The 15,785-nt window shown below is 57.1% G+C and carries 15 protein-coding genes; 5 read left to right on the top strand and 10 right to left on the bottom strand.

Going from position 1 to position 15,785, the window contains the following annotated elements; genetic code table 11:
- Positions 1-306 (bottom strand): type II toxin-antitoxin system MqsR family toxin, encoded by a 306-nt coding sequence (locus FOC35_RS09645; RefSeq protein WP_172568786.1) that lies wholly within the window; start codon positions 304-306, stop codon positions 1-3.
- 197 nt (positions 307-503) lie between these two features.
- Between FOC35_RS09645 and FOC35_RS09650 the strand changes: the two genes are divergently transcribed.
- The 3 genes from FOC35_RS09650 (at position 504) to FOC35_RS09660 (ending at position 1,597) form a co-directional block, all read left to right on the top strand.
- Positions 504-725: a YgdI/YgdR family lipoprotein gene (locus FOC35_RS09650; protein ID WP_256380169.1), complete on the top strand. Its 222-nt coding sequence runs from the start codon at positions 504-506 to the stop codon at positions 723-725.
- A 284-nt stretch (positions 726-1,009) separates the two neighbouring features.
- Positions 1,010-1,264 carry an AbrB/MazE/SpoVT family DNA-binding domain-containing protein gene (locus FOC35_RS09655; RefSeq protein ID WP_172568787.1) on the top strand — a complete coding sequence of 85 codons (255 nt, stop codon included), beginning with the start codon at positions 1,010-1,012 and terminating at the stop codon, positions 1,262-1,264.
- Entirely contained in the window at positions 1,265-1,597 is a 333-nt protein-coding gene (locus FOC35_RS09660; protein WP_172568788.1) for a type II toxin-antitoxin system PemK/MazF family toxin, read from the top strand. It begins immediately after the preceding gene.
- A 55-nt stretch (positions 1,598-1,652) separates the two neighbouring features.
- Here the strand turns inward: FOC35_RS09660 and fdhE are convergent, their stop codons facing one another.
- Genes fdhE through fdnG form a run of 4 tightly spaced genes read right to left on the bottom strand, consistent with a single transcriptional unit; the run spans position 1,653 to position 7,176 of the window.
- On the bottom strand, positions 1,653-2,582 hold the full coding sequence (gene fdhE, locus FOC35_RS09665) for a formate dehydrogenase accessory protein FdhE (protein WP_016538657.1): 930 nt from the start codon (positions 2,580-2,582) through the stop codon (positions 1,653-1,655).
- Positions 2,579-3,214 (bottom strand): formate dehydrogenase cytochrome b556 subunit, encoded by a 636-nt coding sequence (gene fdoI / locus FOC35_RS09670; protein ID WP_016538656.1) that lies wholly within the window; start codon positions 3,212-3,214, stop codon positions 2,579-2,581. Before fdoI ends, fdhE begins: the two co-directional genes overlap by 4 nt.
- Entirely contained in the window at positions 3,211-4,113 is a 903-nt protein-coding gene (gene fdxH, locus FOC35_RS09675; protein WP_008458719.1) for a formate dehydrogenase subunit beta, read from the bottom strand. The genes fdoI and fdxH overlap by 4 nt, the downstream gene beginning before the upstream one ends.
- Positions 4,114-4,125: 12 nt before the next feature.
- Complete coding sequence (gene fdnG, locus FOC35_RS09680) at positions 4,126-7,176, bottom strand: formate dehydrogenase-N subunit alpha (RefSeq protein ID WP_172568789.1); 3,051 nt, start codon at positions 7,174-7,176, stop codon at positions 4,126-4,128.
- Between the two features lie 211 nt (positions 7,177-7,387).
- On the opposite strand from fdnG, the gene fdhD reads away from it, so the two are divergent.
- Positions 7,388-8,179 carry a formate dehydrogenase accessory sulfurtransferase FdhD gene (gene fdhD / locus FOC35_RS09685; protein WP_039899462.1) on the top strand — a complete coding sequence of 264 codons (792 nt, stop codon included), beginning with the start codon at positions 7,388-7,390 and terminating at the stop codon, positions 8,177-8,179.
- 113 nt (positions 8,180-8,292) lie between these two features.
- Here fdhD and FOC35_RS09690 read toward each other — a convergent pair whose 3' ends face one another.
- The 5 genes from FOC35_RS09690 to FOC35_RS09710 form a co-directional block, all read right to left on the bottom strand.
- A complete protein-coding gene (locus tag FOC35_RS09690; RefSeq protein WP_016538652.1) occupies positions 8,293-9,831 on the bottom strand; it encodes an aldehyde dehydrogenase family protein in 1,539 nt (512 codons plus the stop codon).
- Between the two features lie 180 nt (positions 9,832-10,011).
- Positions 10,012-11,850, bottom strand: a complete 1,839-nt coding sequence (selB, locus tag FOC35_RS09695) for a selenocysteine-specific translation elongation factor (protein WP_172568790.1) — start codon at positions 11,848-11,850, stop codon at positions 10,012-10,014.
- A complete protein-coding gene (selA, locus tag FOC35_RS09700) occupies positions 11,847-13,235 on the bottom strand; it encodes an L-seryl-tRNA(Sec) selenium transferase (RefSeq protein WP_172568791.1) in 1,389 nt (462 codons plus the stop codon). Before selA ends, selB begins: the two co-directional genes overlap by 4 nt.
- A gap of 68 nt (positions 13,236-13,303) precedes the next feature.
- Entirely contained in the window at positions 13,304-13,912 is a 609-nt protein-coding gene (locus tag FOC35_RS09705; RefSeq protein ID WP_172568792.1) for a glutathione S-transferase, read from the bottom strand.
- A gap of 71 nt (positions 13,913-13,983) precedes the next feature.
- Positions 13,984-14,868, bottom strand: a complete 885-nt coding sequence (locus tag FOC35_RS09710; protein ID WP_172568793.1) for a LysR family transcriptional regulator — start codon at positions 14,866-14,868, stop codon at positions 13,984-13,986.
- Positions 14,869-14,969: 101 nt separating this feature from the next.
- Here FOC35_RS09710 and FOC35_RS09715 point away from each other — a divergent pair, with 101 nt between their 5' ends.
- Positions 14,970-15,569, top strand: coding sequence for an NAD(P)H oxidoreductase (locus FOC35_RS09715; RefSeq protein ID WP_172568794.1), 600 nt, complete (start codon positions 14,970-14,972; stop codon positions 15,567-15,569).
- Positions 15,570-15,785 lie beyond the last annotated feature (216 nt).

The following is a 15,785-nucleotide window of genomic DNA, read 5'->3' on the forward strand; positions in this document are numbered from 1 at the left end:
TTATTGCTCCTTAAACGATACGATTAAGACATCATCTTTCACTATTAGCTTCAGATAAATTTGTTGCCCGTTGTAGCTTGGGCGATAAACATCATGCCAGCAGGTATGATCGTGATATGCCGTCATGCTTTTATGAAAATCCGCCGTGTTCAGCGCCAACACAACGTCAAACATTTCCTGCCTGGTGGTGAAACCCAGAGCCAGTGCTCCATTATATGAGGTGAGCGTTGCTTTTGCCTTACCGGCCCGTACCATCTCTTTGACGATGAATAAACGGGTATGAGCAGTCCTTTTCTCTGGTATCATTATTAACCTATATGCAAAATTATGCAAATAGGTTAATTCTTGCCTGTATCGCTGTAAACCGCCATGCATGCGAAGTGCGAGGCCGCTCGAAGCTCTTTTACCTATGCCCCTTGTTTCCCTTAGCAATACACATTAACAACCGGTTGCATCTCCTCCAGCTACAATCCGGCGTCTATAACAATAACGGGCTGGAAAAAGTGAAAAAAATATACGGGATGCTGCTGTTTGGCGTGGTTGCGTTATCGGCCGCAGGCTGCTCCAGCAGCTACGTGATGTCGACTAAAACAGGCGAGATGATCGTGACTAAAGGCAAGCCGGAGCTGGATAAACAAACGGGGCTGACGCGTTACTACGACGAGCAGGGCGTGGAGCATCAGATACAGAACGAGCAGGTTGTACAGATGATTAAACGCGGCTGATTTTAGCGTCTGGCTCCGGTTGTGCCGGGGCTATCCTTCGCGTAACCGATTATTTCGAGCTTTCACGCAAATAAATGCAACAATTTGCTGCCGTTCCCGTCCCCCTGGAAGCCCGCTCTCAACGCTGTGAATAATATCTAACTTTCTATTTATTATAGAATTTCAATCTTTATAGTATCTCGCTGTAATGTATACAAGCCTGAGGTTTGACCCTTAACATCCAAGGCGTGCCTGGATAAAATTTATGCTATTCTTGTTTAAACATTGTTTATCCAGGCGAAAGAATGAAAACGTTGATTCGTAAATGGGGCAACTCGGCTGGCGCAATTATTCCGGCCGCCGTACTGGAGCAGGCAGGGATGAGATTAGGTGACAAAGTGGAAATTGAAGCCATCGAAGGAGGCATTATGTTGCGAGCAGCGAAGCCGGTTTACACACTTGATGAACTTTTAGCTCAGTCTCCTGAAGGGAGTTTCGAGTTAGGCGATGAGGATTGTGAGTGGCTGAATGCTGAACCTAAGGGCAGGGAGGTAGATTAAGTGGGCTCTTACCTACCTGAACGAGGGGATATAGTCTGGCTAGATTTTGATCCTGCCGTGGGGCATGAGCAGGCAAAAATTCGGCCAGCTCTGGTACTTACACCTGAGCAATTCAGCCGTGTCACAGGTTTAACGATTGTTGCCCCCGTGACTTCTCGTGTAAGAGGGAATGCACTTGAGGTTCATTTAAACGCGAAGAGAACTCAAGGAGTGGTGATTTGCCATCATGTAAAATCGATTGATTTCCGTGCCCGGCAGATCCGTTTTATTGAAAAAGCCCCTGAAAGCGTTATTGAGGAAGCTTTGTCCAAAGTGAAGGTATTCTTCGATTAAAGCTTTGCACGAGGCAGAAAACTACCAGCCAGCAGAAGCTGACCGGTAGGCGGGTTTACTCCCCTTCGCCGGGGAATAAGAACGGGTTGATGCTGCTGCGGGCGAAGCCTTCCTGCTCCATGCGGGCGTCCAGCACCAGCGAAGCCAGGTCGTCGGCTACGGCTTCCACTTTCGGGTCCTTCTCCTGGTACAAAATCTTCAGGTAGGTGCCGCAGTCGCCGCAGGTTTCAGCCTTGATGGCGGCTTGTTCGCTGTCCAGTGACCAGTAGTTCAGGTCGCGGGTTTGCTCGCAGTTGCTGCATTTCACGCGCACAACGTGCCACTCGGTTTCGCACAGGTTGCAGTGCAGGTAGCGCAGGCCGTTTGTGGTGCCGATGTGAACCATACTGGAGACCGGGATCGAGCCGCAAACCGGGCAGAACTGGCGCTGTTCGCCGTATTCCGCTTTCGCTTTGCCGGGGATTAAGGTTGCCATTTGCGCCCAGTAAAGCGACAGCGCGGCCCAGATGAACGGGGCTTTGTCGCTGCTGACTAACGCGAAGTCGGCGTTGAACAGCGCGGTCGCCATCTCTTCCAGCTCCAGGGAAGAAGCTTTTTCGAGATTTTCGATAACGGCCAGCGCCGGGCCGTCCATTTCCGGCTTCAGTTCGGCAATCAGCGACTGTAGCAGGCGCTGCCAGTGCGGGTCGCGCGGCAGGACGTGAATATCCAGCGGCGGCTTGCCGGTTTTGGCGGACTCAACAATCAGGGCGGTTAAATCCATCTCCAGCGGGTGGTCGTAAAGCACCACTTCCTGGGCGTGGGCGATCAGCGCGGCAAAGCGCAGGTAATCGCCCAGCGGATTACTGGCTGCCAGCTCGCGCAGGCGTTCTGCGCGGCGGTTGTAGAGATTTTTCAGCCTGGGGAACAATAACGGCGGAATGACTTCCGCCGTGCGTTTCTCGCTCTTCTCCAGCTGATCTTGCGGGATTATGCGAATACTCATTCAGATGACTTTTCCTGTTTCCGGCGGACTTCACGGTACCATTTCGGGTGATGTTTCTTCGCCCACGTCGTGGTAACCCAGCCCTCCACCATCGCGGTAATGGTGCCTTTCACCCAAAGGGCGGCGTAGATATGCACCATGATAACCACAATTAGCGCTACTGCGGCAAATGAATGCAGCATTAACGCAAATCGGATAAGTGGGATCGGGAACGCTGGCGCAAAGTAAGGGCGCCAGATAATCACGCCGCTCACCAACAGCAGCACCAGGAAAATAATTGCCGCCCAGAACACGCATTTCTGGCCGAAGTTATAGCGCCCGGTGTCTCCCACTTCTTCGTTGACGACTATCTTACGGATATTCTTAGCCCAAAAGATATCATCCCGATTGATTAGGTTGTGGTGCCAGTAGCGGAAGAACATGATGATAAACGAGGCGAACATCACCACGCCGACGAACGGGTGGAGAATGCGCGCCAGCTGCGGCGTACCGAGAATGCCCATCAGCCAGTTGAAGGACGGGAAGAAAAAGCCCAGTCCGCTCACCGCCGCCAGCACGAAGCAGAAGGCGGTGACCCAGTGGTTGATACGCTCCGGCGCACTATAGCGCTGAATGGTCGGTTGCTTTTTCATTTACGCACCTCGTCGTCGTCATGGTGCAGGTTGTCGTCTTCTTCATCGGCACGGTTCGGGCCGACACCAACATAGTGGAACACGCTGGCGGCGAAGGTTGCGGCAAAGCCAATAGCGGCGAGCGGCTTCCAGACGCCTTTCCAGAACTTCACGGTTGGGCTGATGGACGGGTTCTCCGGCAAGCCGTGGTACAGCGTCGGCTTGTCCGCATGGTGCAGCACGTACATGACGTGTGTTCCGCCAACGCCTGCCGGATCGTACAAACCTGCGTTGTCGTAACCGCGGGTTTTCAGTTCCGCCACGCGCTCGCCCGCAAGGGTCTTCATATCCTCTTTCGAGCCGAAATGAATCGCCCCGGTCGGGCAGGTTTTCACACATGCAGGCTCCTGCCCCACGGTAACGCGGTCCACGCACAAGGTGCATTTGTAGACTCGGTTATCTTCCGGGTTCAGGCGCGGCACGTCGAACGGACAGCCCGCTATGCAGTAGCCACAGCCGATGCACTGTTCGGACTGGAAGTCGACGATGCCGTTGGCATACTGAATAATCGCCCCTTCCGACGGGCAGGCCTTCAGGCAGCCCGGATCCGCGCAGTGCATACAGCCGTCTTTGCGGATCAGCCATTCCAGTTTGTCATTTTGCTCCACTTCCGAGAAGCGCATTACCGTCCAGGATTTGGCGGTCAGGTCCGCCGGGTTGTCGTAAACCCCGACGTTGTGCCCCACTTCATCGCGGATGTCGTTCCACTCCGAGCACGCCACCTGGCAGGCCTTGCAGCCGATGCAGGTGGTGACGTCGATAAGCTTGGCGACCTCTTGCTGATGATCCCGCGCCTGGGGCGCGGGCGTGAAGCCGTTGGTAGCGGAACGACGGATAATGTCCTGAGATTGATAAGCCATAATTCGTCTCCGTTACACCTTTTCCACGTTGACCAGGAACGCCTTGAACTCCGGCGTTTGCGTGTTGGCATCCCCGACAAACGGCGTCAGGGTGTTGGCGATAAAGCCTTTCTTCGCCACGCCTTCGTAACCCCAGTGGATAGGGATCCCGATGGTATCCACCTTCTGACCGTGAACATCCAGGGTGCGGATGCGCTTGGTCACCACCGCTTTGGCCTTGATGTAGCCCCGGTTGGAAGAAACCTTCACCGTATCACCGTGGGCGATGCCGAGCTTGTTGGCAAGTTTCTCGCCAATCTCGACAAACTGCTCAGGCTGTGCGATGGCGTTCAGCAATGCGTGTTTGGTCCAGTAGTGGAAATGCTCCGTCAGACGATAGGTGGTGCCGACATACGGGAACTTGTCATGCGTGCCCATCGCTTCCAGGTCATCTTTAAACACGCGCGCCGCCGGGTTCGAAACCACGTTCGGGTGCAGCGGGTTGGTGCCAAGCGGCGTTTCAAACGGCTCGTAGTGTTCCGGGAATGGCCCCTCTGCCATCTTGTCGAGGGCAAACAGGCGTCCCAGGCCTTCCGGCTGCATGATAAACGGCCCGACGCCGCTGTCCGGTGCGGCAGCGCTGTAGTCCGGCACGTCAATGCCGCCCCATTTCGCGCCATCCCAGGAGATCAGGCGGCGTTTTTCATCCCACGGTTTACCCGACGGATCTGCGGAAGCGCGGTTATACAGAATGCGGCGGTTGAGCGGCCACGCCCATGCCCAGCCCAGCGTATTACCCAGGCCCGACGGGTCGGCGTTGTCGCGGCGTGCCATCTGGTTGCCGTCCGGCGTCCAACTGCCCGCGAAGATCCAGCAACCGCTCGAGGTGGTGCCGTCGTCGCGCAGTTGGGCAAAGGAGCTAAGCTGCTGCCCTTTTTTCACCAGCACCGCGCCGGTGGCCGGGTCGATAACGTCTTCCAGCGCCTTGCCGTTGCTTTCCATGGCCACTTCTTCCGGCGCAGGATTGTCCGGCGTCAGGTATTTCCAGGTCATGTTCAGCACCTGCTCAGGCACTTTACCTCCGTCGCGCTCGTACATCTGGCGCAGGCGGGTGAAAATGCCGGAGAGGATCTCACCATCGTTCAGCGCTTCCCCTGGCGCATCCGCGCCCTTCCAGTGCCACTGTAGCCAGCGCCCGGAGTTAACGATGGAGCCGTTCTCTTCCGCGAAGCAGGTGGACGGCAGGCGGAACACCTCGGTCTGAATTTTCGACGGATCAACGTCGTTCATCTCGCCGTGGTTCTGCCAGAAGTTGGACGTCTCGGTATTCAGCGGGTCGATGGTGACCAGGAACTTCAGCTTCGAGAGCGAGGCCACAACCTTATTCTTGTTCGGGAACGAGGCAACCGGGTTAAAGCCCTGGCACAGATAGCCGTTGACCTTGCCCTGGCTCATCATCTCGAAGTACTGCAACACGTCGTAGCCTTTGTCCCACTTCGGCAGCCAGTCGTAGCCCCAGCCGTTTTCCTTCGTCGCCTTGTCGCCAAAGAAGGCTTTCATCATCGAGACGAAGAATTTCGGGTAGTTGCCCCAGTAGTTCACCTGGCCTTTCAGCAGCGGCTTCGGCGTGTTGGCGGCCAGATAAGTTTCAAGATCGGGCTGTTTCTCGCTTGGCAGCGTCATATAACCCGGCAGGCTGGTGGAGAGCAGGCCGAGGTCGGTCAGACCCTGAATGTTGGAGTGGCCGCGCAGGGCGTTAACGCCGCCGCCTGCCATCCCCATGTTGCCCAGCAGCAGCTGGATCATCGCCATGGTGCGGATGTTCTGCGCGCCGATGGAGTGCTGTGTCCAGCCCAGGGCGTACAGGAACGACGCGGTTTTATCCGCCACGCTGGTTTCGGCGATGTACTCGCAAACTTTCAGGAAGTCTTCTTTCGGGGTGCCGCAGATACTGGTGACCACGTCCGGTGTATAACGTGAAATGTGCTCTTTAAGCAGATTCCACACGCAGCGCGGGTGCTGGAGCGTCAGGTCGCGTTTGGCGAAGCCTTCTTCGTCCAGTTCGTAGTTCCAGCTTGTTTTGTCGTACTTGCGGTTCGCCGCGTCGTAGCCGGTGAACAGACCGTCGTCGAAGCCGAAGTCCTCACGCACAATCAGGTTGGCGTTGGTATAAGACTCGACGTACTCGCGGTTGAATTTGTTGTTGTTTATCAGGTACAGCAATACGCCCGACAGGAAGGCTATGTCGGTCCCGGAACGGATAGGCGTGTAGAAATCCGCCACCGAAGCGGTTCGCGTAAAGCGAGGATCGATAACAATCAGCTTCGCGCCGTTGTGAATTTTGGCTTCCATCGCCCAGCGGAACCCAACCGGATGCGCTTCTGCCGCGTTCCCACCCATCACTACGATGAGGTTGGCGTTTTTGATATCAACCCAGTGGTTGGTCATCGCACCGCGACCAAATGTTGGAGCAAGACTTGCTACCGTTGGTCCGTGTCAGACACGCGCCTGGTTGTCCACGGCAAGCATGCCGAGGGCGCGGGTAAATTTCTGGGTTAAATAACCGGTTTCATTGCTGGAGGCGGAAGCGCAAAGCATCCCCGTGGAGAGCCAGCGGTTGACCGTGGTGCCCTGGTCGTTTTTTTCGATGAAGTTGGCATCGCGGTCTTCTTTCATCAACTTAGCGATGCGGTCAAAAGCATCTTCCCAGCTGATTTGCTGCCATTTATCGGAACCTGGCGCACGGTATGACGGGGTTTTCAGGCGGCTTTCGGAGTGAATAAAGTCCACCAGACCGGCCCCTTTCGGGCACAGCGCACCGCAGTTGACCGGATGGTCCGGGTCACCTTCGATATGGAAAATTGAGGCTTTTGCGTTTTTTGCGCCGTCACCGAGGCTATACATCAATAGCCCACAGCCCACGGAGCAGTATGTGCAGGTATTACGGGTTTCACGGGTACGCAGCAGCTTGTACTGCCGGGTTTCCGCGAGCGCTACGCCGGGGGCAAAGCCCAGCGCGGCTGCCGTGGTGCCTGCCATACCGCCAGCACAGATCTTAAAGAACTGCCTTCTGCTGACCTGCATGGATCGCTCCTTACATTCGACATTTCACATTGCTTAGGATTATTTTTTGCGGGGCGACCCGCAAAGGTTCACAATTGGAACCCTTATAGATTTTGATGGCTTACTTCCCTTCATCCAGAAGGGGTATTTCCAGAATACCACAATGGTCGTGATGGTGTTCCCGGCAGGTTAAAACAAAGTGAATAAAATTGACGGGTCTGACAAAAAAGAGATGGATAAGATAACCGGCGCCAGCACCATAGAGCTGTGGCATCGGGGCAATCTCACGCAGGCTGAAACCGATTGGCTGGCTGAGGAAGTGCCCGTTGCGCTGGTCTACAACGGCATCTCGCACGTTGTGATGATGGCTTCGCCAAAAGATCTGGAAGCTTTTGCGCTCGGTTTTTCCCTTTCGGAAGGCATCATTGAAAGCCCGTCAGAGATTTATGGCATGGATGTGTTGCAGTCTTGTAACGGCATTGAAGTGCGGATAGACCTCTCCAGCCGCCGTTTTATGGGGCTGAAGGAGCGACGCCGGGCGCTGGCCGGGCGCACCGGCTGCGGCGTATGCGGCGTTGAGCAACTGAGCGATATTGGCCGCCCGGTGCCGCCGCTGCCGTTTACCCAGACCTTCACGCTTGCCGCGCTGGACGAACCGTTAGGTAAAATGCGCAGCTACCAGCCCATTGGGGAGTTAACCGGCTGTACCCACGCGGCGCTGTGGCTTGATGCAGAAGGCAAGATTCTGGATGGTCGGGAAGATATAGGCCGCCACGTCGCTCTGGATAAAATGCTGGGCGTTCGCAGCCGTAACCCGTGGCATAACGGCGCCGCGTTGGTGTCGAGCCGTGCGAGCTATGAGATGGTGCAGAAGGCCGCGATGTGCGGGGTAGAGATTTTATTCGCCGTCTCGGCGGCCACCACGCTGGCTGTGGAAGTGGCTCAGCGCAGCAATTTGACGCTGGTGGGCTTCAACCGCCCCGGCCGCGCCACCGTTTACACCCATCCTCAGCGGTTACGCTAGATTTTCCCCTCACCCCGGCCCTCTCCCCAAAGAGAAGAGGGGCAAAGTAGCGGAGCGGGAACCAAATCGTTCCCTCTCCCTTTTAGGGAGAGGGTTAGGGTGAGGGTCAATCCTCAGAACAGCCCCAAAGGTTTATCCGAGTAGCTCACCAGCAGGCACTTGGTCTGCTGATAATGCTCCAGCATCATCTTGTGGGTTTCACGCCCGATGCCGGACTGCTTGTATCCGCCGAAAGCGGCGTGTGCAGGGTAGGCGTGGTAGCAGTTAGTCCACACGCGCCCGGCCTGAATACCGCGCCCCATTTTGTAGGCCAGGCTGCCGTTGCGGCTCCATACGCCAGCGCCCAGCCCGTATTCCGTGTCGTTTGCCAGTTCCAGCGCTTCCTCTACGGTTTTAAATGTGGTGACGGCGAGCACCGGGCCGAAGATCTCCTCCTGGAATACGCGCATGTTGTTTTTGCCAAACAGGATGGTTGGCTCCAGGTAATAGCCCGATTGCAGGTCTCCCGCCAGCGCTTTTCTACGCCCGCCGGTCAGCACATCCGCCCCTTCTTTCTTACCGATGTCGATGTAGTTAAGGATGGTTTCCATCTGCCCCTGAGAAACCTGAGCGCCCATCTGGGTTCGGCTGTCGAGCGGGTTGCCGCTGCGAATCGCTTCCACACGGCGAATCGCACGTTCGATAAAACGTTCGTAGATGGACTCCTGCACCAGCGCGCGGCTAGGGCAGGTACAGACTTCACCCTGGTTAAAGGCGAACAGCGCAAAGCCCTCCAGCGCCTTGTCGAAGAAGGCATCCTCTTCATCCATTACATCGGCAAAGAAGATGTTCGGGGATTTACCGCCCAGCTCCAGTGTGACCGGAATAATGTTCTGCGTGGCGTACTGCATGATCTGTTGGCCAACTTCCGTGGAGCCGGTAAAGGCCACCTTGGCTATGCGTTTGGATGTCGCAAGATATTCGCCTATCTCGCCGCCCGCGCCGTTAACCACATTAATCACGCCAGGGGGCAACAGATCGCCTACCAGCTCCATCAGCAGCAGAACAGAAAGCGGCGTCAGGCGAGCGGGTTTCAGTACGATGCAGTTGCCCGCGGCCAGTGCCGGAGCCATCTTCCAGCTAGCCATTAGCAGCGGGAAGTTCCACGGAATAATTTGTGCCACCACGCCGAGCGGCTCGTGGAAGTGATAGGCCACGGTGTCTTTATCCACTTCGCTGATGCCGCCTTCCTGGGCACGAATGCAGGAGGCGAAATAGCGGAAGTGGTCGATGGCCAGCGGCACGTCGGCGGCGCTGGTTTCGCGGATGGGCTTGCCGTTATCCCAGGTTTCCGCCGTCGCCAGCAGCTCGATGTTCTGCTCCATGCGGTCGGCGATTTTCAGCAGGATGTTGGCGCGTTCCTGAACGGACATTTGCCCCCAGCCCGATTTTGCTTCGTGGGCGGCATCCAGCGCCAGGTCGATGTCGGCCTTGCCGGAGCTGGCGATTTCGCACAGCGGCTGGCCTGTAATGGGGGTCAGATTTTCATAATACTGGCCGCCCACGGGAGCAACCCATTTGCCGCCGATAAAGTTGTCATAGCGGGGTTTCAGTTTAAGCGGAAAGCCATATTCGCCGGGGATGATACGGGTATCGGGAGGATTATTTGTCATAGCCGTCTCCTTGTAGCGGTTCACTCTCAAGGGTAGATGGCATTGCTTGTTTCTTCGCCGCCTGGCATCTGCTTTACGACGTGGCTCACGGATCGAATATTTACCCGCTATACCGAACAGGTGTTCACCTTGTCCGTGAACACCTGTCTGTTCTCTCCCGGAACCTACACCGGGATAACCTCAGTTTGAAGGTAAAAATAGCGCCCTGTCCCTGAGAAGATGCTCGTTCCCGCGCCGCCGGGTAAAGCCGGTTCTGTCAAAATACTCCAGAATCTGAATCGCCAGTTTGCGGCCAACGCCCAGCTTGTCGCGGAAGTCGGCTGCGCTGGTGGCACCGTGGACTTGATCCATTTCGCGGATCAGATCGGCGAAGGTTTGCAGGCGATCGTTCCGATAATAACGATCTTTAAGAATCGCGGTGACCAGCCCCTGCTGAGCGGCGGATCTTAATAGCTGGCGCATGGCCTGCTCTTCCTGCCTGGTCTCTTTTGCCAGGTCTCGCACCCACCACGGTTCGTCGCCAAACAAAGCATCGACTTTGCTCCACACTTCCTGCTGCGCTGCGGAAAATCCAGGCTCGTACCCCGGAAGATGTAGCCAGCCCTGGCGGCTAACCAACAGGCCTTCGCCACGCATCCGTTCGATAAGCGACAGCACCAGGCCTTCGTCCTCGGCGGGCAGGGCCATGCGGCGCAGGCGTTCTCGGCCAGGCCCGGGCTGATCGTCGTGCTGCTGGTGGTAGCGTTCCAGTACATCGAGCAGCTTCTGCTGCCAGCGGGCGGCTACTTCGTTACTGAGCAGCGCGCTGCCCGCCTGCAAATAGCCGGGCGTGTTGATCAGCGCCTGTAGTCCTTCCGCCGTAAGCTGGCGTGCCCAACTGAAGTCGGCCAGTTGCACCGATCCCCGCTTTAAATGCGCTTTCAGAGCCTGGTTGTCATCTCCGGCGTTGCTTAATTCTGCCAGCCAGCTCAGGAAGGCGGGCTGGCGCTTACCGCGGCGCGGCGCGTGAAGCAGGATGGCGCGGGCACCTGCAAGCGTGGTGCGGGCACCGATGTCGCGCAGCACCAGGCGGTCGTTGTCCGCCAGACACAGCGGCACATCCAGTACAAGCTCGGCCAGGTTGTCTTCCAGCAGCGAGACGCGGCCGGTGACGTGGCGAGCGGCGTGGTGAATGTGCAGCGGCTGCCACTGCTGGAGCGGGTGCAGGGTTTGCAGCTCGACGATGACCCGCTCCACCGGCAATAGCGGTTTTTCGCTAAGCAGCCAGTCACCGCGGCTGAGGTCTGCTTTTTCCGCATCACCGCTGATATTGAGCGCGATGCGCTGCCCGGCCATCGCGGTGGAAACTGGCTGATTTTGGGCGTGCAGGCCGCGCACGCGCATCGGTTTGTCGGCTCCGGTCAGCCATAAGGTGTCCCCGACGTTAACCTGGCCGCTCAGCGCCGTGCCCGTGACCACCAGCCCCGCGCCTTTCACGGTAAAGGCCCGGTCTATCGCAAGGCGGAAGCGGTGCGCGGTGGCGTGAGGGCGTTCGCCGAGCTGTCGCAGATGCTGTTGCAGAGCCTCAATACCTGCTCCGCTTGTTGCCGCGGTAACAAAAATGGCTGCCTGGGGATCGCCCAGCAACGCGATGACTTCAGCTTTTACTTCTTCAACGCGGCTTTCACTGACGCGGTCGGATTTAGTGAGCGCCACGGTAATCGCTGGGTTGCCCGTTAGCTGCAAAATGGCCAGATGTTCGCGGGTTTGCGCCATCACGCCGTCGTCGCAGGCGATGACCAGCAGCGCATGGTCGATGCCGCCGACGCCCGCCAGCATGTTAGCCAGAAACTTCTCGTGACCCGGCACGTCGATAAAACCAATCACTCTGCCGTCGGGCTGCGGCCAGTAGGCATAGCCGAGGTCGATGGTCATGCCGCGCTTTTTCTCTTCCGGCAGGCGGTCGGCATTTATGCCGGTTAGCGCCTGTAGCAGGGTAGTTTTGCCGTGATCGACGTGTCCGGCGGTAGCAATAATCACAGGGCAATCACCTCCAGCAGCAATGCTTCATTCTCAAGGCAGCGCAGGTCCAGCCACAGGCGACCATCGGTGATGCGACCGATAATCGGGCGTTTCAGCTCGCGCAGGGTCTGTGCCAGAGAGGCCAGGGAAGAGCCGCGCCCGTCTTTCGGGGTAAAGGTCAGCGCCGCGCCCGGCAGGCGGTCAACCGGCAGGGAGCCGCTGCCAATCTGCGAAAGGCTATCTTCAACGCGTACGGTAAATTGCTCGCTAAAGCGCTGCTCAAACGCAGGTAACAGGCGGCAGGCCTGAAGATGGATCTCTTCGGCTTTGCGCGTCAGCAGGCGCAGCGTGGGGAGGCGTTCGGCCAGCGTTTCCGGGTGCTGATACAGGCGTAGCGTTGCCTCCAGCGCCGCAAGCGTCATTTTGTCGGCACGCAGCGCGCGCTTCAGCGGGTGGCTCTGGATGCGTTCAATAAGCGCTTTTTTGCCGACGATAATGCCCGCCTGCGGGCCACCGAGCAGTTTATCGCCAGAAAAACTCACCAGGCTTACGCCGTCGGCAATGAGCTGCTGCGGCATCGGCTCCGGCGGCAATCCCCACTGGCTTAAATCCACCAGCGAGCCGCTCCCCAAATCGGTCACTACCGGCAGGTTCAGCTCGGTGCCTAACGCGACCAGTTCCGCCTCGCTCACCGCTTTGGTAAAGCCTTCGATATGGTAGTTGCTGGTATGGACTTTCATCAGCAGGGCGGTGTTTTCCCCCGCCGCTGCACGGTAATCTTTTAGATGGGTGCGGTTAGTTGTCCCGACTTCTACCAGCCCACAGCCTGCCTGGCGCATGACGTCCGGGATGCGAAATGCCCCGCCAATTTCTACCAGTTCCCCGCGAGAGACGATGACTTCTCCGCCGCCCGCGCAGGCGGCCAGCATCAGCAGCACCGCCGCCGCGTTGTTATTGACGATGCAGGCATCTTCCGCTCCGGTCAGCTCGCACAGCAGATCGGCTATTGCCCTGTCGCGGTGGCCGCGCCCGGCATCGTCCAGCGAGTATTCCAGCGTCACGGCAGAACGCATGGTTTCGCTTACTGCCTCAATGGCCGCTTCGGCCTGTAAAGCACGGCCAAGGTTGGTATGCAGCACCGTGCCGGTGAGGTTAAACACCGGCTGTAAGGCACTACGCTGGCCGTTTTGCAGTACGGCTCGCGTTTTCTTCGCCCAGTCTTCACACCAGTCCGGCAGTTGGCCGGCGGCGCGAATGTGTTCCCGCGCTTCGTTTTGCAGCGTTCTGACGGCGGCAACCACGCGAGTGTGGCCGAATTCGGCAAGCAGAGAAGTAAAGGCGGCATCACGCAGCAGGCGGTCAGTCGCCGGAAGATGGCTAAAGAGTTTTTGAGCGATTGTCATGGCAGAGGCTGAAGTAGAATATTTTGGTTAGTTTACAGGGGGACAAAGCCCCCTGTCCTGGCCGCAGATCATGCTGCGGGCGGTTCTGTACGGGCAAAACTCTCGCGCAGGAACAATTTTTCGACCAGCTTCACCAGGTGCGGGCGGTTTACGCACCAGCCCGGCGAAACGCGGCGGAAGTTGAGATAGCCCACGGCGCAGGCAGCGGAAATATTAGCGAGGTTCAGCGGCTCGGCGGTCAGAGTGCCGTCTGCGGCGTACTGCTCCAGCATGTCGAGCGCGCGGCTAATTTTCTCGCGCTGGCGCACCAGAATCTCTTCGGACTGCTGCTCTGGCGGGCGGAACTTCTCGCGTACTGAGGTCAGCGCGGCATCGAGAATGCCGTCAGACAGGGCTTCGAGCTGGCGAACTTTTAGCGCTGCTTTTGGGTCGCGCGGAATAATCTCGGGGGCAATATCGAGCAGCTCAAGGTATTGGGCGATGATGGGAGAGTCAAACCACTGTTCACCTTCATCGGTAATCAGAGTCGGCACTTTGCCCAGCGGGTTGAACTGCGGTGCAGGGCTGTCATCAACCCACGGATTAACGTTTACAAACTCAAATGTGAGCCCTTTTTCCAGTAGGATCACCGAGATTTTACGCACATACGGGCTGGTGTAATTGCCGATCAGTTTCATGACATTATCCATTTTCGCCAACACGGGGTAAGTATGGAACAGATACCCAACATTGGCGGAAATGTCTACGGCTACTGCTCTTTTATGTAGTCGACGAAGGCGCGCAGCGTGCTGGGCATGTACTGGCGGCTCGGGTAGTAGAACTGGAAGGGTGGGAGGTCAGGTAGCCAGGCCTCCAGCATGGAAACCAGCCTGCCGCTTGCGAGGTGGTCCGCTACCTGCGGCTGATAGAGATAACCGATGCCGGCGCCGCACAGCACGGCCTCCAGTTCGGAGTCGAGGTCGTCCACCACGATATTGCCGCACGGTGTGACTTCCAGCTTGCCTTCCGGCCCGTAAAACTCCCAGTAATAAGGTCGGCCGCTTGGGTAGCGGAAAACCACGCTGCAATGGTTCACCAGCTCGCGCGGATGTGAGGGCGCCGGGTAGCTCGCAAGGTATTCCGGCGTGGCGACTACACAAATTTTTGCCTTCGGGCCAATCGGCACCGCAATCATGTCCTTTTCCACGGTAGTGCTCAGGCGAATGCCTGCGTCATATTCCTGTTTGACGATATCCACCAGCCGGTCGTCGGTAGTGATTTCAACTTTGATATCCGGGTAGCGGCGGGTGAACCCGGCGACCAGCGGCATTAAAATCAGGCGTGAAGCCAGCCGGGAACTGTTGATCTTCAGGGTGCCCATCGGCGTATCGCGAAACGAATTCACCTCGTCGAGAATGGCGTTTATTTCGTCGCAGGCCGGGCGCAGACGCTCATACAAGTTAAACCCCGCCTCGGTGAGCGACACGCTGCGGGTGGTGCGGTTGAACAGCCGGATTTTCAGGCGCTGCTCCAGCTGTTTGATGCCGTGGCTGATGGCGGAGGGCGACAGCCCAAGCTCGTCCCCGGCGGCACGGAAGCTTTTATGGCGAGCCACGGCGATAAAGGTCGCAAAGTCGGAAAAATTCAGCGCCATTAGTGAAAACCTTTCATTAACCCATCTTAAATACTACGTTTTACAGAATTATCCGGGGGCCGTAAAGTGGGTGTCACTTCTCAACAGTCTGAGATAACTCCATGAAATCAGAGAATATGTATATTGTTTGGGCCCATCCGCGCAGCGACTCGTTAACCGCGCAGGTGGTACAGGAAATTCAGGGCGAGGCGGCGGAGCGCGGCATCAACGTCTCTTCTCTTGATCTCTACCGCAGCGGCTTTGATCCGGCGCTGGGCGTGGACGACGAGCCGGACTGGAACAACCCTGAAAAACAATACTCCCCGGAAGTCCACCGCCTGTTTGGCGAGATAGAAGACAAAGATACCGTGGTCGTGGTGTTCCCGGTGTGGTGGTACAGCTTCCCGGCGATGCTCAAGGGCTACCTCGACCGGGTGTGGAACTACGGCCTGGGTTACGGTCCCGGCGGTAAATTGGGCGGCAAAAAAATTCGCTGGGTGGCGCTGGTGGGCGGCTCGCAGGAAGGCTTTGTGAAATACGGCTGGGAAAAGAACATGACCGACTTCATCAATGGCTCAATGGGCTACCTGGGCGTGCAGGATGCGAAAATCAACTTTCTGTATAACACCATCGGCGTGGAAGAGGGCATTGGCGATAGCGATGCTCACTATCAGCAGCTGTTTGCTCAGGCCCGCGGCATTGTCGTGGATTTAGCTAAATAATCATCCATCAGGGCGCGGCGTTTTTCGTCGCGCTTGCTTCCTCTCAACGACCCCCGCTTCGCTGTAATTTACTTTCATCGCGCAATCAATGTTCGCCCGCTGTCAACTGCCATATTTTAACTGGATCACACTCGGATTAATCTGCCTGAAAATATCTTGTGAGATAGATCACAAATAAATAACAAAGTCGTCATAAGTAAATGTGATATTTATCAC

Origin of the sequence: Cedecea sp. FDAARGOS_727 (assembly GCF_012273235.1) — a bacterium.
Taxonomy (GTDB): domain Bacteria; phylum Pseudomonadota; class Gammaproteobacteria; order Enterobacterales; family Enterobacteriaceae; genus Cedecea; species Cedecea davisae.